Raw genomic sequence first — 17,037 nt, 5'->3', positions numbered from 1 at the left:
CCTCCCGAAGTCAGTCGGCCAGCCCCGCCAGGGAGTAGTCGCGATCCATGTCCGTGTACGTCGGGTAGGCAGCGTCGCGCTCGGCGTACGTTGCGTATGCCGCATCCAGATCGCCGTACGTAAGCAGCGGTACCGCGAGCCCTGGGAACGGCGGCTCGACTTCGTCGACGCGCGCGTCGAATGTGACCTTGGTCCCGCCGAATCGGATGGTGCGATCGTTCTCCGCGAAGTCGCCTCGGGCGAAGAATGTCCGAGGCCACCGGATGGTCGACGAGGTACGAATGCACACCGTTCCGATCTGCCGGACCGCATAGCTTCCCTGCAGGTCCCGGAACGCGTCAGCCTCAGCGATGCTCCTCGTCTGCAGGGAGACTCCCACGCCGCGGAGTCCCCGACGTCCGGACCCGATCCACACGCCGACATCGCGACCCTCGGTCTGGACGAGAGTCCCCTCCTCGGGGCGCGTGAGCGGGCTGACGCTACCCGGCATGACGTCGACGGCGACCCACGATGTGGGGTCGAGTGGCTGGTGCACGATCGTTCCGGCGTACTCGAGCACTGTCGTCGACGCCTCTGTCCAGCCGATCGATGCGCCGGTAGCCGTGAACATTTGAGCCCGGTACGTCGCTTCGACGTTGAACGGCGCTTCGAAGTCGAGAGCGGCCACGCCCGGCGCGATGTTCACGCCGCCCCGGACTGGCCACTCCCGCCTCTCCGAGTAGCGCACCACACGGATGTAGGCCGCATCCGGTTCCAGCCCGCTCGGGTCGAAGAAGACCTCCACGTACGGATTGCCCGCGACGTCGACGGACAGCTGCGGCTCAGACGTGGTGACCATGACCTACCTCCTCCGTCCGTTCTCCAGCGCGCGCCTACGATCTCGACTGGCTGCCACGACTCGAGCGTCGATGAGCCGCGCGAAGCCCGACGTGTCCACGGCCAGTCGACCGGTGACCTCGAGGCCGACGAGACGATCTGTCCCGGCCGACGTCCGCCCGCCTGGGGCCGCGTCAACAGCCCCCGCCGCCATCGCTGAGAAGTTCGGCATCTGCCGGATCGTCTCCATAAGAAGCGCGACCGACCGCGGCGAACCGTCGAGCGGGATGTACGCCTCGGGCACGTCCGCACGATCACCGACGATCCGCCAGGTGTTCGCCGGGACCATCTGCGCGAGCGGCTGCATCGGCGTCAGCCCGGTACCCCGGAGCCCGCCAGCCGCCATCATCTCGACGATGGCGCCGTCGTGTTGCGCGGAAGCGGTGATCGACCCCATCCGGATCGACGTGCCGTCGGCCGCGACCTTCACCCGGATGACCCGATTGCTCGCGTCCCGGATGAAGTAGTTCAGCGAGTCGTACGCCGGCTTCGTGTTCGCGTAGATCACGGAGCTCCCGTCGGGAAGCGTGATGATCTTCCCGCCGAGACGCTCGACCTTGCCACGCTCCGAGTCGGCGTTCGAACTGAACTTCGTCGACGCTTCCTCGGGCGTCTGCAACACGGTGTCGATGAGCGCCTGCGCCTGCTCGGTCGTGAGCCCCATCGCGGTGAGTTGCCCCATGAGAGCGTCGCGGGTCGCCGTGTAGCGGCCCTGCAGATTCCCTTGGGACTCCCCCGCGGCGATCGCCGCGTCGTACTCAGCGCGCAGCGCTTCCGCCGCGGCGTCGAGCTGCGACTTGAGCTCACCGCTCGCGCGGACGGATCCATCCTGCGCCACGGTGAAGTTGGCCAGCAGGGACGAGCCATCGGCGGCGGCGTAGCCCACCTTCGAGACGGCATCAGCTGTCCGCAGCGCGGCGTCGTTGACATAGCCGAGCGCCACGAGTGGATCGGTGAAGTCGTTGAACTGCCCGCGCATTTCCTCGAGCCTGGTCACGGCATCGTCCGTGGTGGACTCGAAGCCGCGCATGCTCTCCGCGAGATCGTCGAGCTCCTTCGGCCGCTCCTCTCCCCCGTTGAAGAAGTCGATCAGCCCAGCGAGGCCGTCGACCATCTCAGCAAGCGGCCCCGACACGAACGAGCCGAACGACTCAGTAGCGGAGATCCCGAAGTCGATCGCACCGTTGATCAGGTCCTGGAAGAACTGCAGGATCGGACCGCGGTTCTGCGACACCCAATCAGCGAAGTCGCCGAGCGGCTCCGCGAACACCGATGCCAGGGCGCCCTTGATGCCCTCGGCAGCGACCTCGATGTTCCGCTGCGCCTGGTCGATCTTGGACGCGTCGTTGCTGGAGAGCGTGTCGAACATGCGCTGCGCAGAACCGGTGACCCCATCGAGCTGCGCAACGGCCGTGGTCAGGTCCATCGCGAACAGTGCGTCGCCGAGGTCCTCGGCCTGCGTGCCGAACAGAGCGACGGCGGCCGCGTTACGGACGACAGGGTCCTCGGTCTCGCGCAGTTTGGTCAGCACCTCGGCGAGCCCGTCTCGGGCTTCCTGTCCGCCCCGCGCGATCCGCGCGGTCATGTCCTCGGCGTCGAGGCCGAGCTTACGGAAGCCCTCAGCCGACTGCACCGACGCATCAGTAGCGCGGATCTGGAACTCCTTGAGCGCGTCCGCGGCGAGATCGCTGTTGCGCGCTCCAGCCCGCATGCCCTGGTTGACGAGACCAAGTGCTTCCTCGCCTGAGAGCCCGAGGCGCTTGAACAGCGATGGGTATTCGGTGAGGGTGTCGAGCAGGTCCTCGTTCCGGTTTATGCCGTTTCGGGCACCGGCCGCGATGAGGTCATAGGCCTGCTGCGCGGTCTTGGCGAGGCCGTTGCTGAGCAGCTGCGCGACAGCCTGTGCGATCGGGCGCACGTCCTCGCCGAGGACGTCGGAGATGCCGGCGAGCCCCTGGATGACGAGCTGCGCATCGCGGGTCGTCGCCGAGGGGTCGAGGATCCGAAACTGCAGGGCGAGGCGTGCGGCGTCCATGTTGGACTCGATCGACTCACCGAAGTTGTTGGCGTAGGCCTCGCCGGATGCGCGTCCGAGACGGAGTGCATCGGCTTCGCTGATACCGGTGAGGCCCTGCAGCCGGTCGGTGTTCTTCTCGACTGCGAGGCCGTCCTGGATGGCGCTGGTGATGCCCTTGCCGATCGCGACGCCGGCAAGGACGATTCCGCCGGCGATCGGGATGGCCGCGAGGGCGTCGATCAGGGTGGACTCGATGTCGCCACCGACGACCTCTCCGACCTTCTGGCCGGCGCCGCGGGTCGCAGCGTCAAGGTTCTGGGACAGCGAGCGGCCGCCCTCGGCCCCGGCCTCTTCGGTCTTCTTGCGGAAGAGGCTGAGGAAGCGCTTGAGGTTGGACTCGACCGGCTCGGGGTCGAGCTCCACGTCGACGACGTTGCGCGCACTGCGGAGGCCGTCGAGCTGGCGCTCGAAGCGCTGGATCGAGGCCTCCGCGCGACGCACGTCGGCTGTCACGTCGAGGCCGCCCTCTGCCCGAATGTGCAGATCCTCAAGGCGGTCGACGGCGCGCGCGAGGTTCTTCTCGGCGCGCGAGATGTCCGCGTCGAGCTTGACCACGGCGCGCTCGGAGACGAGCTTCTTCGCGGCCTGCTCGACACGGTCCATGCTGCCGAGTGCACCCTTGGCATCGGCGTTGATCTCGATCGGGTTGGACTCGATCTTCTTCCCGATGGCAAGGATCTGCTTGTCGGCCTTCGCCACCTGCAGTGTGTTCGCCGTGAACAGGACCTCGAGGTCAGCGACCGTCAGCTTTGCCATCGGGATCCTTCCGCAGGGCTGCTCTCAGCCGGGTGTTGGATTCGAGCAGCGAGAAGATGAGCGTTCGGACACCGGGCCACGGGCGCGCGCGGACGACCGGGTCGTAGAGGTCGACGCCGCGCTCCATGAGCTCAGCGACGACGAGCCGCCAGTGCAGCACGATCGCGAGCCAGGAGCCGTCGATCTCGGGCGCCTTCGGCACGGGGGCGAGAGGCTCCGGCTGGAGGTGCACCGGAACCGGCCGATAGTCCGGATACCAGCCGTCGGCGTCGGGTTCGCCGACGCCGTACGGCGCCCAGTCCTCGGCCGTCTCTAGTCTTTTGGGGCGGGCTCACCCGCTCCTTCGGCGTCGATGGGCTCGCGACCCCACAGGAGAGCGGCGAGACCGTCGGCGTACTCCTTGCCGCGGGTCCAGTAGAAGACCGAGTAGTACGCCGCTCGATCGATGGTCGTGGGGTGAACCCCTGCTTCGACCATCTCCTGATAGGCGTCGCCGAGCGCCGGGTGCTCGTCCTTGATGGAGTCGAGCACGTCCTGGATCTCGGGCGGGATCGGGCCGTTGACGATGCCGAGGCCCACCTCGCCGCGAACGGCGCAGGCGAGCAGCTTCCCCATGTCACCAACGCTGGGCGGGTGCACGACGAAGTCGCGCCCGCCCAGCGTGATGGTCAGGTCCGGCACCGCCCATGACGTGAAGTCAGTGGCGGTCCCCATGCGTCACGCTCCGCGCGTGAAGGGGAACGGATCCGAGACGCCGCCCGGGGTGGTGACGACGACGGGTGCGTCGCCGGCCTCGTCGACGGGGAGCAGCGCGACGATCGTGGCGCCCGAGATGACCTCGAACTCCGGGACGGCGATGCCGCCCACGGTGATGCCCGTGGCGCCGAGCAGGCCGGTGCCGGTGATCGTGGCGAGTTCTCCCGAGCCCGCGCCCTCCGGCGACACGGCCTGGATGGTCGGGGCGGTGACGCCCCATCCCGGGAACGGGTTGACGATCGGCTCGAACTCGCCCTTGCCCGTGAACGTCACCGACTTCACCTCGATGCCCGAGTTGTCGGTGTTCGAGCGCGTGACCTCGACGGTCACGAGCGAGCGGCCGGCGTCGGTCGGGTTCGGGGTGCCGTTCTCGGGCTTGTGGTACCAGCGGACGTCGAGCACCGCGCCCTCCAGCTTGCCCTTCGACGCGGCGACGATCGCCTCGAGCTCGGGCAGGTAGAGACCGGTGTTAACGTTGCGGTTGCCCTGGACCGTGAAGGACGACGCGAAGCCGCGGCCGGTGACGTCCTCGTTCGGCGAGCCGAGGTCGTCGTAGGACGCAACGTCGGTCGTGGTGGGCGGGTACGACGGCTGCCAGCCGCTCATGCGGCGGATGGCCTGCCACAGCGGGTTGGCGTACGTGCCGAGATTGACATCGCAGCCGTACTCGTAGGACTTCCCGAGGACAGTGCCGCCGGGGAGGGGAACGCGATTGCTCATAGGAGTGCCTCCAGGTTGTCGAGCGTGATCAGGTAGTTCTCGGTCCGCTGTTCGCGGCCGTTGGCGTCCGCGCCAAGTCGCGTGAACGACTGACGGACGATGCTGGAGATGCCGCCCCCGCGGAGCCGGCCCTCCAGCACGGCGAACACCACTCCGGCGATGCGGTCTGCACCGAACGGCTGGAGGCGTTCTCCGCGAATGTGGAACTGCACCCGACGCTTGAGCACGTCGGGCTCGTCGAGAGAGTTGTAGACGCTAATCCCGATCCCACGATCGGGCGCGTCGCGGAGCTTGCCGTACATGACGGCGACCTCGCGCGGGGTAGGAGCCGGGTCGTTCTCCCCGGGTCGCCAGGCGAAGGTGGGGACTCGGCCGAGGATCTCGCCGAGGCGATGGGTCAGGGTCTCGTCATCCACCGAGGGCCTCCTCGACCGCTGCGGCGACGAACTCGGAGAGGTCGATCTCGTCGGACGCAATCTCGAGGAACTTCGCTCCCCCGCCGCCGTCGTGTTCCCAATCGAGATGTTCGTGCTGGAACACGGCGTGAGGCGCGGTGAAGCGGACCGACATGCTCATGTCGTCGACGACGACCTTGCCGGAACGCCGGAGGTCTCCGTCGTCTTCCGGGGCGAGCTCGCGCGCGCGTCTCAGCATCTCGCGCCCGCCCTTGCGCATACCGTCCTGGGCGGCCTTCTCCAGAGCGGAGAGGATCGGCTTGTATTCGCCCACGGCGACCTCCTTCAGGTGAGCCAGAGCACCTCGTGCGAGGGCAGCGGCGGGTCGTTCTCGTCGCGGCCGACGCGCAGCACGGTCGCGGTGCGCTCCTTGGAGCCGCCCGGCCATACGGTCACGAGAGAGCCGAGCGGGACGTTGGCCTCGATCGGGACGGTGACCCGCGTGGAGGACGTCACCTCCTCGCCGTCGGCGTTGCGGACGAGCTCCTGCTGCTCGATGACCTCCGCGTCGAGGTTCCGCGCCGACGCAGCGTGCCGTGGGCCCATGCTTCCGCCGGGCAGGAGGTCTCGAACCTCGACGACGTGCGGGAAGAAGAACCAGCCCGGCCAGCTCACGAGTACTCCCCTTCGGGCCAGATCCGCCCGAGGGGGCGGCTCTTCGGGAAGTGGCCACGCGGCAGCCCGGTCGGCTGCATCTGGCCGCATAGCGACTGCAGGGAGAGGCGCGCATCGGCGTCGAAGGCGGCGTCGATCACCTCGAAGGACATCGACGTGCCGTTGCGGCTGAGGCCTCGTGTGCGCCGGGAGCCAGCGGCGGGGATCTCCGCAATCACACCCTTGAGGATCGCGATCGCATCCTTGCCTGCGTCCGACTCGGGGTCGAGAGAGTCGAGGCAGGGAGCGATGATGCGGGCTCGCACCAGCACGCGCCGGCCGAGGTTCTCGTCCGTACTGATGTCACCGTGTGCGATTGGCATCATCGCTCCCTCTCGATCAGGACTGCTGCTTCGCAGCAGTCGCCTTCGCGGCCTGGGCCTTCGCGCCCTCGGCCTTCTTGGCGTCGGCCTGCGCGGTCTCGAACGCCGACTTGTCGACCTCGAGCTGCTTGGCCGCCGCGGCGACCTCGCGCGCCTTGTCCTCGACGGCGTTGCGGGCCGTGGCGAGCTCGGCGTCCTTCGCGTCTTCCGCGGCCTTGACCGCGGCGTCGACGTCGGCCTGCGTGAACGCAGCCTCGACGGGCGCCTCCTCGACGACCTCGGGGGCGTCACCGATCAGACCCTGAGCACGAGCGTGCTCGAGGCCCTCCTCGGTGATCGCGTCCGAGTCGAACACCGCGCCCTCGTAGAGGTACTGCTCGCGGCCGTCACGGGTGGGCAGGACGGCGACTGCGGCCGTCACGATGAGCGCGCTCATCACAGACCCGTGTTCGTCAGGGCGACACCGGCCAGGGGCTCGGTGACGACGGGGACGGTCACGCGACGCGCGCGGAGGATGTAGCCCTCGGGCTTCTCCTCGCGGATCGTCTTCGCCTCGACGCCGAACGCCTCGGTGCGGACGTAGCCCGGGCCGCCGAGATCCTCGTCGGCCATACCGCCGAGCTGCTCCCGGTCGACCAGGAGCGGGTTCGCGCCCTGGAAGTGCGGCGTGGTCGCCCAGGTGAGACCGAGCGCGTCGACGGGCAGGTTGCCCTGGATCGCCGTGGCACCGGACTCACGCGGCAGCGCCTTGTCGTCGATCAGCATGCCGATGACCTTCGCGTACTGCGCCGGGCGCAGGACGACGGTGTCGAGGTCGATGCCGAAGCCGAGCGCGGCGCGCTCCGCCTGGATCGTCATCAGAGCCTCGACCGCGCTGCCCGCGGTCGTCCACGTCTCGAGCGACGCGAAGGTGCTCGTCACGCGGGAGGCGATGACGGCCATCGCGACGCGGTCGACGTGGCGCACGACCGTGTTGACGAGGCGGGTGATGCCGCGGTTGACGTACGCGATGCCCTGGCGGGCCATCTTCTCGTCGCTGACCACGGAGTCGAGGCCCCACTTCACGGTGCGCGCCGACACGACCTCGCCCGACTCGAGCACCACGGTCGGGTACTCGCCGAGCGGCGAAATCGCTTCCGGGTCCTCGCCGGCGAAGATCTCCTCGCCGGTCTCGTAGAACACGCCGCCACCCTGCGCCGAGAAGCGACCCGAGAGCAGGAAGTCCGCGATGAACTTCTGATCGGCGAGCTCGGCGACGCGGTGCGCGATGACGGTCGGGTTGGACAGGAGCAGGTGCAGCTCCGCGGTGGTGAGAGTCCCCTCGGGGTGCTTCACCGGGTAGGTGTAGGACACGTCATCTCCCTCAGATGAACAGGACGTCGATGACGTCGTTGTCGGCGGCAGCGGCCTCGAGGGCGATGCCGATGGCGTTGGTGCCGGCGCCGATCGTCGCGATCTTCCCGGCGGCAGCCGAGATCACGCGAGCGCCGACGGCGATGGCACCCGAGGCGGTGAGGCGGTGGACGCCGCCGGAGCGCGCGAACACCGTGACGCGGTCGCCGACCGCGGCATCCTGCGCGGCGACGCCGAGCACCTTGGCGGAGTCGGCACCCGAGGGGACGATCGCGTTCGCGGTCGACACCTCGACGAGGCGCCCGCCGACGACCGGCGTGGCGCCGACGGTCAGCGGCACCTGGGCGCCGGGGTTGAACTTGGGCAGGTAGTCAGCCATCTCAGGCCTCCTTCTTGGTCGTGCCCCAGCCGGCCTTCGCGGCGAGACGCTGGTTGTCGGTGACGGCGTCCGACTCGCTGTGGCCGATCTCGGCCACGGGGATGGTGCCCTTCGGGAACGTCGCCAGCACCGCGACGGTGCCGGCCTCGTCCTTGTCGAGCAGGGCGAGGAACTGCTCGCGCGACGCGGGAGCGATGCGGCCCTCGTTGATCGCGTTCTGCACGATCCCCTCGCGACGCTCGGTCTGCTGCGTTGCGTGCGCCGTCGCTCCGAGCCCGGCCTGACGCTGGAGCTCGGCGAAGGCACCCGCCTCGACGGTCACGGTGCCCTCGATGGCGGCTGCGGCGGGTGCCGCGGGGGTGGTGTCGGCCTGCTCGTCGAGCGTCTCGTCGAGCGCTGCGAGCAGCGTCTCGTCCGACACATCGGCTTCGGACACGCCGAGCCGCTTCGCGAGGCCAGCCTTCAGGTCGTCATAAGCCATGACGTTTTCCTTTCGGATGGGTTCACCCGGCTCGGACGAGCTCGGGGGCTTTGGGGCAGCCGCGCGCGCGGAGGCGGCGGCGGCGCGGACGCGCACGGTGCGCGCTTCGGCGTCCGCGTCGTCGTCCATGTCGGCGGTGATGAGGACGACCTCCATCTCGTCGTCCTCCTCGGTGCCGACGGTTGTTGCGGTGCCGGCGTCGGGGACGACTGCCACGCGATCAGCGAGGCCCAGGTCGACGGTGTCGGCGGCCGTGAGCCACGTCTCCGCCGCCAGCAACGTCGTCCAGTCCTGCTCGCCGGCCTTGGCCGTGTAGACCTCGACCATCGACTCCTGGAGCTTGTCGAGGAAGTCCGCGGTCTTGCGCATCTCGACCGAGTTACCCCACGCGATCGTGTGGGGCGAGTGGATCATCATCTGCGACCCGGGCGACATGACCGTCTCGTCACAGCTCGCGGCGATGAACGACGCGGCCGACGCTGCGAGCCCGTCGACCACGGCGACAACACGGGCGCGGTGTGCGCCGAACATGTTGAGGATCGCGATCGCTTCCCAGACCTCACCGCCGGGCGAGTTGATCCGCAGCACGATCTCGGTGACGGACTCGGGGAGGCTGTCGAGGACGTGAGCGACGTCTTCGGTCGAGATGCCCCACCACCCACCCCAGGAGTCGATCGGGCCGTACATGCGGATCGTCGCGACGGTGGCGCCGTCCTCCGTCGCCGACGGCGCAGTCACCGCCGAGAAGAACTCGGATCGGTTCTGCGGGGGTTCGAACGATCCCCAGTAGCGGCGCGCCTGATGCTCGCCGCTCTTCTCCGTGCCGGCCAGCGCCGCGGGGCGCGTCATGGACTTTCGGACGTCGTTCATGCAGCTTCCTCCTCGGGAGCCTCGGGAGCCGGGACGGGCTCCTGGTCGGGTGCGGCATCGGGGTCGATGTCCGCGCCGGAGCGCCGCACGAGTTCGCGGATCTCCCGGCGGGTGAGTACCTTGTCGACGCCGAGATACGCCTTCTGCAGAGTCTCCGCAGCGAAGCGCGCCTGCTCGGCGTCGGTTGCGGTGGCGATGGTGGCTACGAGCGCGTCCGCACCGCTCGGCGTGACCGCCGGCGCGTCCGGGTCGGGGATGACCTCGGCGAGCTTCGCCGGCAGCCGCATGAGCTCACGGACGTGTCCCTCGAGTGCCTCGTCCGGAGTGATCACCTTGGCGTCGACGAGCGCCCGGATAGCGTCTGCCGTCACCGGGGTGTCGGCGCCGATCTTCGAGACGACGAGTCGCGGTGCCGGCTCGTCCGGCCCCCAGTTGAGATCGACGTAGTCCTCGATCACGTGCTGCTGGGTCACATCGACGAAGTCGGCGGCGACCGCGTTGAGCGAGTTGGTGAAGATCGACGCGAGTGTGTCGCCCAGCGCGTAGGAGCCGGTCGAGTCGTCGCCCCCCAGGTTGAGGACGTGGGCGAGGACGGCACGTGCGATCTGCTCGTCGAAGTACTGCAGAGGCCGATTGGTGTCGGGCAGCTTGCCGGTGAGGGCGAGCAGCTCGAGCTTCGCACCATGCGGGATCGAGGCGCCGGAGTCGTCGCCGGCCCGGAAGTCCTGCGCGATCTGCAGGCCGGCATCCTTCTCGGATTCGACCCACTCTGCGTGCTTCTCGGGGCTGGCGTTGTCGGGGACGGGGGCGCTCGTGTAGACGGGAACACCGAGGCCGTTCCGCTCGATCGACATCGTCTGGACGCGCAGGACACGGTCCTTCAGGATGCACATCTTGTAGGCCGAGCGGAGCAGCGACTGCCCGATCCAGTTCGCGCCCTCACGCTCGTTGACGTGCACGACCAGGTGGCTCACCGGGATCTTCACCGCGCCACGCTGCCCAGAGAGCAGCCCGTGCTGAGTGATCGCCTCGAGGCCGCCGTCGGGCGCGACGAGGAACTGCGAGATCGTGCGCGGCGGACGCCAGGCCAGCTTCTTGAGGCGCAGGAGTCCGAACGCGTCAGGCTCGTAGACCTGCTCGAACACCGAGTGCCCGTAGACGAGGGAGAGCAGCGCGAGACGCAGGTACTCCCGCCAGGAGAAGCGGCCGCGAGTCCGGTGCGGCGGGACCGGGTCGCGCCCCTTGATGGTGAGGCCGAGGTCCGCAGCGAGGCGCGTCACGACTTCCTCACGCGCCTCGCCCGGATCGAGCTGGTACTGCGCGGACAGGATGGGGAGCATCACAGCGCGCAGCACCGACACGACCTGTGGCTCCTCGCGCCGCATCCTGTCGTACGCGTCGATCGAGAGCGGCCACACCAACTGCGGGTTCGTCTCGTTCGCGACGCCTGCGAGCGCGGCCCAGCTGGGGAGGGTGGTCGTCTGGTAGCCGATTTCCTTGGCCACGGGGTCTCCTTTCAGAACTGGAGCGTTCGGACGCTCTCGCTCCGAGCTCGTGAGGGGTCACCTCCGCGCGCGCGTTGCAGGGTCGTAGCCTTCGGCGGCGGGGGTGGGATCACCGGCGCGGGTGCGGGCTCGAGGACCTCGAGCCCGTAGAGGGCCTCGGTCATGGCGACCAGGCCGGCGATGTCGATCGGCTGCGACTTGTGCCGTGACCAGGCGAGGTTCTCGGCGTACTGCGTGACGACGCCGCCCTCGACTGCGAGGTCGATCGGCGGCTGCTCGATGACGACGAGGCGGCGATCGCGCACGCGATCGCGCATGCGTCCCGTCGCCATCGCGAACTGTCCGCCGTCGAGCGCATGCACCTGGAGCCCGCGGGCCTTGAGCGGTTCGATGAACTCGACCGCCGCGGTGCCGCGAGCCTGGATCACAACTTCCTTGTGGCCGGATGCTTCGGCGAGCTCGGCCATGTAGTCGGGCACCCAGAGCATGCCGGCGCGGCGAAGCCGCACCGTGGTGAAGGGACGGCCGTCAGCAGTCATCACCGCGGCCGCGATCCAGGTCGTCGAGCGATCGGGCGTCGAGGTGTCGATCGCCCAGACGGTGCGCGAGCCCTTCGGGATCTCGATGTCTGCGATCCGAGTGTGGCGCGGCCGCCACTCCTTTGGCGAGATGAACGAGTGCACCTTCGAGGTCACCCACTGGCAGAGCACCTCGGTGCGGTAGCTCGCCTCGAGCATGTCGCGTGCGTCCTGCAGGCACATCTCGACGGTGATCTCACCGTGGCCGATGCTCGGGTTCGCCTGGAGGATCGCGTCGACGTCGTCGAGCGCGCAGCCGTCCGGCGCCGACCATTCGAACAGCGCCGACGTCGATGCCGCGATCTCGCCGTTCGCGTACGCCTCGAGTTCGTCGAGGCCGCGCGCGAGCCATTCCTCGATCTCGGCGAGCAGGTTGTCGCGGAGCTTGCGGAGGACGACAGAGCGCACGTCGCCGGCGTTCGAGATCCCCCACAGCTGCGAGTTGAAGATCGCCTTCGTGGTCTGCGCGACCGAGTCCCACGCATCGAACGTCTGCTGCTCGCGCATCTCGTCCATGAGCACCCGTGCGGCCGCCTTGCCGCGGCCGCCCTTTCGGGATGCCGCACGGACCTCGTAGTGGGCGCCGTTGCGGAGGTAGATGCCGGGCTGGCCGTTCTTCCGTTGGACCTTCTGCACCAGGTCGGCGAGGGCCGGCACGTGCCCGTCGTTCTCGAGGTCGCACCAGCGGCCCGTCAGGTTCCAGACGTCCTGCGCGGTGTCGAGGTTCTGCGCGGTACCGAGCACCTTGAACCGGAACGGCGGGAGCCGATCCTCGAAGCGGTCGGAGTCGACGAACAGCCACCACGCCGCGAGCACCGCGGCGAGCAGGCTCTTCCCGTTCTGCCGGGCGACGAGCACGATCACGCGCCGGAACCGGAACGTGCCGTCGACGTTCAGCTCGAGCGCGTGGATGAGCAGCCACCGCTGCCACGGGTAGAGCGCGATGCCGAGGAACAGCCGCGCGAACTCGATCACCTCGAAGCCCAGAGAGGTCTCCTCGGTCAGCGGCCGCAGCGGCCGCGTCCACAGGCGTGGCTCCTCCGAGCCGACGAGGCCCGAGAAGTCAGCCTCCCCCGCTTCCGCGACGCCGCTGCTTGAAGTCACCAAGGTCAACGGGGCCCCCCTTCGGCGCATCCGTCTCGGCCGACGCATCCGGCGCCGGGAGGGATGCCTGCAGCGCGGCGCGCGCAGCCGGCGTAGCGCCGAGCTCGCGCAGCCCGTTCCACAAGTGCGGCAGCAGATACAGCGCCTTGGTCGCCTCGAGCGAGGTGCCGTTCGCGACCGCGTGATCGATCTGCCGAGCGACCTGCCGGCACGAGGCGACGAGCGCCTCGTCGGCATCCTGCAGCTCGAGTGCGCTGAGCGACTTGTCGAGCGCGTCCGTGATCGCGTTCTTCACGCGCGTCGGCTCGCCGAGCAGCCGTCTGCGGTCCTCGGCGATCTTCTGCACTCGATCGAACGCGGCGACGTCGCCGGCCAGCGCCTTCGGCCAGTACACCCGGTGCAGGGTCTCAAGCCGCTCGAGGTCGACGATCCGAGAGGCGGTCTGGTCGAGCGCGATCGTCGACGCGGCGATCGCGTCTTGCACGATGCGCTGCGCCGCGGCCGCGGTCTTCTTACCGACCTTCGGTGCGATCTCCTCGTACGTCGCGCCGGCCTTGAACAGGGTGAGCGCGATCTTCCACTGCTCGCGCTCAGACATACTCGACCGCGCTGAAGTCGACCGGTGCACCATCGCGAACCGGGACGATCCCGGTGTGCTCCTGGAACCGGCGGCAGATGACGTCGGCGTAGGCCGGATCCAGCTCGACGAGGAACGCCTTGCGACTCAGTCGGTGCGCGGCGATCAGCGTGGACCCGGAGCCGCCGAACCCGTCCGCCACCCAGGCACCCGGAGCGCTCGAGTTGACGAGCATCCGCTCGACGAGCTCGACAGGCTTCATCGTCGGGTGCTCGGCGGAGCGCGACGGGCGCCGCACATCGAACACGGTCGACGTACGGTTGTCGCCATGCCAGTGGGGGCCGCCTCGGCCGAGGCGTCCGTCGCCGCCCGGCGTGAAGCCGTAGGCGATGGGGTCGTGCTCGCGCTCGAGTTCGGCGTCGACCTCTCCGAAGAGGATCGGCTCCGACTGGTAGTGGTAGTCCGCGCGCGACAGGACGAATCGGTCCTTCACCCACATCAGCGTCTGGCGGTACCGGATGCCGAGCTGCTCCATCGCGGTCTGCAACGGTACCCGCAGCGCATCGGCGTGAGCGACATAGACCGGCGCACCGGGGCGAGCCATCTGGGTCGCGACCTCGAGGAACGCGATCGACACGGCGATCGCCGCCGCCGGGCCGTCGTTCTGGATCGTCATGCCGGTGCCGCCGACGTAGTCCACGCCGTACGGAGGATCTGTCCAGACGCAGTCCCAGCGAACGCCCTCGGGCATCGCGGCGCGCACCGCGTCGAGGTCGCCGGACGACCCGACGAGCAGGCGGTGCGGGCCCAGCATCCAGACGTCGCCGACGCGCGACAGCGCGGCCGCGGCATCCGGCTTCGCCGGCACGTCGTCCGGGTCGGTGAGAGACACAGGCGCCGAGAGCTGCGCGAGCAGCTCGTCGAGATCGGACGACGCGTAGCCGGTGCCAGCGAGGTCACCGGCCGCGGTCATCGCGGCCGCGAGGTCGACCTCGTCGTAGGCGCCGAGATCCGCGAGCCGGTTGTCGGCGAGCACGATGCGGTGCGCGGTCGCGTCGTCGACGTCGACGGTGGTCGCCTGCACCGTCGCCCAGCCGAGCGAGCACGCTGCGAGGTAGGTGTGGTTGCCCGCGAGGATCTCGAACGGCCGGCCCGTGTGCGTCCCGACGTTCACGACGATCGGTCGGTACTGCCCGTGGGTCGCGAGAGACTCCGCGATCGCGCGCACGTCGCCGCGGCGCGGGTTGCGGTGGAACACCTGCAGCGCGGCGACGTCGAAAGCGGTGACCTCGAGGCGGGTGACGATCGAATCGGCCATGCGATGCCTCACTTTCCTTGCGCGCGTGCGCGATGGGGGTGCCCGAAATGCCCGGGGAGAGAGGACCACTCCCCCGGGCTGTGGTCCGCCCCCGGGCCGGGTGCTGGATTTTTCGCGGGGTGGGGCGCGCCCTGGACACCCGCACCGCTACTGCGCCACGATTGGGGCCGTGGATCAAGACGACGTCGTAGACAATCGGCTCGACTCCGACGCTCTCTCGGCGTTCATTGACGAGTGTGTTGAGTACTTTCGTTTCCCGAGCGGGGTACAGGTCAAGGCGGAGAATGCACGGCGGTTCAAGATGCTGTTCGGCATCTGCGCCCAGATCATTCGTTACGCCCGTGGTTGGAAGCTGCTGTCTGAGTCGGGGCTACCGATCGAGGCGAGGCTCCTAGTTCGCAGTGCCTTGGAGTACGCGGGGACCGCGCAGTACGCCTATCTCAGGTCGGATGGTCTCGACCGGCTGTTCAAGGCTGCGCAGCTCAATCAAGCTGACCTCTTCCTTCGCCTTTACAGGTTCACCGGCGTCGACGAGTATCAGCGGATGGCAACCGACGTCGAGGTCCCGATAGCAGGAAAGGGGCTGCCGCCGATTGACCAGATCTTCACGACGCTCGACCCGGAGGACGTGATCTTCCGGCAGGCGTATGCGGTTCTCTCGCAAGCAACTCATGTGACGCCCACCTCAATGTCGCAGCACTTTGTCGTGACCAGCGAGGACCGGCAGACCTGGCAATTGAATCACCACTCCGATGTCGACCGGTTCAGGCCGCAGACGACCTACACCCTCGCGCTCGCTGTGATGTCCGCCACGTGGATCATGGCGCATGTTCGAGAAGACGACGATATGCTGGCGCGGCTCGACTCAGCGTCGGACGAACTGAGGCTTCCGATGCGTTACGACGACACCTGGCCCGATGAGCTCCGCGCCTTCCCTGCTTCCTGATGTGGTTGTTTACCACCAGTCGGGGAACTGTTCGCCGAGGTCGAGGGCGGGTGCGCCGGCTCCGCGCTGCTGGTTGCAGAGCGTGTGCGAGTGGCGGAAGTTGTCGGGGTCGGACTGCAGCTCGGGGTGCTCGGAGACGGTGAGGTAGTGGTCGAGGTTGTGGGAGTCGGGGGTGGTGCCCTGGCCGGCGGTGTAGTCGATCGGCTGGTGGCAGAGCCAGCAGTTCGCTTCGGGGTCGCCGAGTGCGTCGAGTCGTTGGCCTTCTTCGAAGAACGCCTGGCGGAGCTCGTGGTCGCGTCGGGTGTTGGTGCGCTGGCCGCTCATGGTGACGCGCCTCCTGGGTGGGTTCGGGGGCGCAGTTCGGCCGGCTGGGCAGGCTAGTCGTGCCGTGCGCGCGAATAACTATGTCCCTTAGTAACTATTCAAAGAGCTGTGGCGATTCAGAAAACTGCGCCCCACTGCGCCCCCAAGTGGGTTCACCCGCGTAATTCCGGGTGTAGGTGGGGGCGCGGTCGGTGATTTCAACTGCGCCCCAACTGCGCCCCGTGATGGGAACCGCGCCCCGCGCTGGTTGGGGTGGGGCGCGGTTGCGGGGCGCGGTTTGGGCGGGGTGTTCGAGGGGCGCCGGCTGGGGTGGGCGGGCGCCCCTCGAGGCGGTGCAGGTACTCCTCGCCCGAAGAGTCTGGCGGGCGTTCATGAGAGTCCTTCGCGGCCAATGGCAGGGTCCGCGTTGACACCGGTCGGGGGCCTCGACCGGGAGGAGCGGGGCGCGCGCCACCGACAACGCTTGAGCGCCGTGGGATGCTCGGACTCCCGGTCGAGGGATTAGATGGCGATGGTGTCGCCGTGGGTCGTGGTGGCCGTGTGGCCGTCGGTGCGGATGACGACGCTTTCGCGGGTGCGGCCGTTGGCCGGGTAGCGGAGGATGTCGCCGATCCGGATGTCGGCGGCGTCGTCGGCGTCGAAGGTGCGCGGGGTGGTGTCGTCGATCCAGTCGGCGGCCGCACGGGCTTCGTCGGCGAGCGTGGCGGCGTTGGGGAAGGTCTGGGTGGCGAGGACGTCGGCGAGCTGCAGGAGGCCGGCGCGGTCGCGTTGGTCGCGGAGGTGGGCGATGTTGCGGCGGTTGACGGCGTTGGTGCCGTGTCCGGGCTCGCGGATAGAGTCCACGTAGCCCTCCAATCGAGTTCGAGTCGATGAGGGGGTTAGGTCCCGGCGTGCGTTGGCGCGCGCGTCGGGGCCGTTCTGGTCGGTGACGCCGAAGGCCCCGTGAGCGATCTGCTCCGGGGCCCTCTGCGTTGGGTGGTTGGTG

20 protein-coding genes are annotated in these 17,037 nt (G+C 68.8%); 1 reads left to right on the top strand and 19 read right to left on the bottom strand.

Going from position 1 to position 17,037, the window contains the following annotated elements; translation table 11 throughout:
* Window positions 1-10 precede the first annotated feature (10 nt).
* The 17 genes from C6C15_RS07360 to C6C15_RS07285 form a co-directional block, all read right to left on the bottom strand.
* Window positions 11-838, bottom strand: coding sequence for a hypothetical protein (locus C6C15_RS07360; protein WP_105949707.1), 828 nt, complete (start codon window positions 836-838; stop codon window positions 11-13).
* A 3-nt stretch (window positions 839-841) separates the two neighbouring features.
* On the bottom strand, window positions 842-3,709 hold the full coding sequence (locus C6C15_RS07355) for a phage tail tape measure protein (RefSeq protein WP_105949706.1): 2,868 nt from the start codon (window positions 3,707-3,709) through the stop codon (window positions 842-844).
* Window positions 3,687-3,911 carry a hypothetical protein gene (locus C6C15_RS17055; RefSeq protein ID WP_158698528.1) on the bottom strand — a complete coding sequence of 75 codons (225 nt, stop codon included), beginning with the start codon at window positions 3,909-3,911 and terminating at the stop codon, window positions 3,687-3,689. Before C6C15_RS17055 ends, C6C15_RS07355 begins: the two co-directional genes overlap by 23 nt.
* Before the next feature lie 110 nt (window positions 3,912-4,021).
* Complete coding sequence (locus C6C15_RS07350; protein WP_105949705.1) at window positions 4,022-4,423, bottom strand: DUF7426 family protein; 402 nt, start codon at window positions 4,421-4,423, stop codon at window positions 4,022-4,024.
* Between the two features lie 3 nt (window positions 4,424-4,426).
* Window positions 4,427-5,185 carry a phage tail tube protein gene (locus C6C15_RS07345; protein WP_105949704.1) on the bottom strand — a complete coding sequence of 253 codons (759 nt, stop codon included), beginning with the start codon at window positions 5,183-5,185 and terminating at the stop codon, window positions 4,427-4,429.
* Entirely contained in the window at window positions 5,182-5,601 is a 420-nt protein-coding gene (locus tag C6C15_RS07340; protein WP_234024231.1) for a minor capsid protein, read from the bottom strand. The genes C6C15_RS07345 and C6C15_RS07340 overlap by 4 nt, the downstream gene beginning before the upstream one ends.
* Window positions 5,594-5,914, bottom strand: coding sequence for an HK97 gp10 family phage protein (locus C6C15_RS07335; RefSeq protein WP_105949702.1), 321 nt, complete (start codon window positions 5,912-5,914; stop codon window positions 5,594-5,596). The genes C6C15_RS07340 and C6C15_RS07335 overlap by 8 nt, the downstream gene beginning before the upstream one ends.
* A gap of 11 nt (window positions 5,915-5,925) precedes the next feature.
* The gene (locus tag C6C15_RS07330) at window positions 5,926-6,255 is read right to left on the bottom strand and encodes a hypothetical protein (protein WP_105949701.1); all 330 of its coding nucleotides are present in this window, start codon (window positions 6,253-6,255) and stop codon (window positions 5,926-5,928) included.
* Window positions 6,252-6,620 (bottom strand): hypothetical protein, encoded by a 369-nt coding sequence (locus tag C6C15_RS07325; protein ID WP_105949700.1) that lies wholly within the window; start codon window positions 6,618-6,620, stop codon window positions 6,252-6,254. The genes C6C15_RS07330 and C6C15_RS07325 overlap by 4 nt, the downstream gene beginning before the upstream one ends.
* Before the next feature lie 13 nt (window positions 6,621-6,633).
* Entirely contained in the window at window positions 6,634-7,053 is a 420-nt protein-coding gene (locus C6C15_RS07320; protein ID WP_105949699.1) for a hypothetical protein, read from the bottom strand.
* Window positions 7,053-7,970 (bottom strand): phage major capsid protein, encoded by a 918-nt coding sequence (locus tag C6C15_RS07315; RefSeq protein WP_105949698.1) that lies wholly within the window; start codon window positions 7,968-7,970, stop codon window positions 7,053-7,055. The genes C6C15_RS07320 and C6C15_RS07315 overlap by 1 nt, the downstream gene beginning before the upstream one ends.
* A gap of 10 nt (window positions 7,971-7,980) precedes the next feature.
* Complete coding sequence (locus C6C15_RS07310) at window positions 7,981-8,349, bottom strand: DUF2190 family protein (protein ID WP_105949697.1); 369 nt, start codon at window positions 8,347-8,349, stop codon at window positions 7,981-7,983.
* A 1-nt stretch (window position 8,350) separates the two neighbouring features.
* Window positions 8,351-9,700 carry a head maturation protease, ClpP-related gene (locus C6C15_RS07305; protein WP_105949696.1) on the bottom strand — a complete coding sequence of 450 codons (1,350 nt, stop codon included), beginning with the start codon at window positions 9,698-9,700 and terminating at the stop codon, window positions 8,351-8,353.
* Window positions 9,697-11,205 carry a phage portal protein family protein gene (locus tag C6C15_RS07300; RefSeq protein WP_105949695.1) on the bottom strand — a complete coding sequence of 503 codons (1,509 nt, stop codon included), beginning with the start codon at window positions 11,203-11,205 and terminating at the stop codon, window positions 9,697-9,699. Before C6C15_RS07300 ends, C6C15_RS07305 begins: the two co-directional genes overlap by 4 nt.
* 11 nt (window positions 11,206-11,216) lie before the next feature.
* Complete coding sequence (locus C6C15_RS07295) at window positions 11,217-12,887, bottom strand: hypothetical protein (RefSeq protein WP_199787701.1); 1,671 nt, start codon at window positions 12,885-12,887, stop codon at window positions 11,217-11,219.
* Window positions 12,847-13,485, bottom strand: a complete 639-nt coding sequence (locus C6C15_RS07290) for a terminase small subunit (RefSeq protein WP_105949694.1) — start codon at window positions 13,483-13,485, stop codon at window positions 12,847-12,849. Before C6C15_RS07290 ends, C6C15_RS07295 begins: the two co-directional genes overlap by 41 nt.
* Window positions 13,478-14,782 carry a DNA methyltransferase gene (locus C6C15_RS07285; RefSeq protein WP_105949693.1) on the bottom strand — a complete coding sequence of 435 codons (1,305 nt, stop codon included), beginning with the start codon at window positions 14,780-14,782 and terminating at the stop codon, window positions 13,478-13,480. The genes C6C15_RS07290 and C6C15_RS07285 overlap by 8 nt, the downstream gene beginning before the upstream one ends.
* A gap of 169 nt (window positions 14,783-14,951) precedes the next feature.
* On the opposite strand from C6C15_RS07285, the gene C6C15_RS07280 reads away from it, so the two are divergent.
* On the top strand, window positions 14,952-15,728 hold the full coding sequence (locus C6C15_RS07280) for a DUF5677 domain-containing protein (RefSeq protein ID WP_105949692.1): 777 nt from the start codon (window positions 14,952-14,954) through the stop codon (window positions 15,726-15,728).
* Between the two features lie 9 nt (window positions 15,729-15,737).
* Here C6C15_RS07280 and C6C15_RS07275 read toward each other — a convergent pair whose 3' ends face one another.
* Together C6C15_RS07275 and C6C15_RS07270 are read right to left on the bottom strand one after the other, a co-directional pair.
* The gene (locus C6C15_RS07275; protein ID WP_105949691.1) at window positions 15,738-16,052 is read right to left on the bottom strand and encodes a hypothetical protein; all 315 of its coding nucleotides are present in this window, start codon (window positions 16,050-16,052) and stop codon (window positions 15,738-15,740) included.
* 501 nt (window positions 16,053-16,553) lie between these two features.
* Entirely contained in the window at window positions 16,554-16,895 is a 342-nt protein-coding gene (locus C6C15_RS07270; RefSeq protein WP_105949690.1) for a hypothetical protein, read from the bottom strand.
* Window positions 16,896-17,037: the final 142 nt, after the last annotated feature.

The organism is Microbacterium sp. str. 'China', assembly GCF_002993305.1.
In the GTDB taxonomy this organism is placed as follows: domain Bacteria; phylum Actinomycetota; class Actinomycetes; order Actinomycetales; family Microbacteriaceae; genus Microbacterium; species Microbacterium paraoxydans.
This window is presented reverse-complemented; position numbering and strand designations above follow the sequence as displayed.

Coding starts and splice junctions, on each gene's coding strand:
- C6C15_RS07320 (WP_105949699.1), bottom strand. CDS start 7,053: ATGAGCGCGCTCATCGTGACGGCCGCAGTCGCCGTCCTGCCCACCCGT.
- C6C15_RS07355 (WP_105949706.1), bottom strand. CDS start 3,709: ATGGCAAAGCTGACGGTCGCTGACCTCGAGGTCCTGTTCACGGCGAAC.
- C6C15_RS07275 (WP_105949691.1), bottom strand. CDS start 16,052: ATGAGCGGCCAGCGCACCAACACCCGACGCGACCACGAGCTCCGCCAG.
- C6C15_RS07290 (WP_105949694.1), bottom strand. CDS start 13,485: ATGTCTGAGCGCGAGCAGTGGAAGATCGCGCTCACCCTGTTCAAGGCC.
- C6C15_RS07310 (WP_105949697.1), bottom strand. CDS start 8,349: ATGGCTGACTACCTGCCCAAGTTCAACCCCGGCGCCCAGGTGCCGCTG.
- C6C15_RS07305 (WP_105949696.1), bottom strand. CDS start 9,700: ATGAACGACGTCCGAAAGTCCATGACGCGCCCCGCGGCGCTGGCCGGC.
- C6C15_RS07360 (WP_105949707.1), bottom strand. CDS start 838: ATGGTCACCACGTCTGAGCCGCAGCTGTCCGTCGACGTCGCGGGCAAT.
- C6C15_RS07285 (WP_105949693.1), bottom strand. CDS start 14,782: ATGGCCGATTCGATCGTCACCCGCCTCGAGGTCACCGCTTTCGACGTC.
- C6C15_RS07345 (WP_105949704.1), bottom strand. CDS start 5,185: ATGAGCAATCGCGTTCCCCTCCCCGGCGGCACTGTCCTCGGGAAGTCC.
- C6C15_RS07325 (WP_105949700.1), bottom strand. CDS start 6,620: ATGATGCCAATCGCACACGGTGACATCAGTACGGACGAGAACCTCGGC.
- C6C15_RS07350 (WP_105949705.1), bottom strand. CDS start 4,423: ATGGGGACCGCCACTGACTTCACGTCATGGGCGGTGCCGGACCTGACC.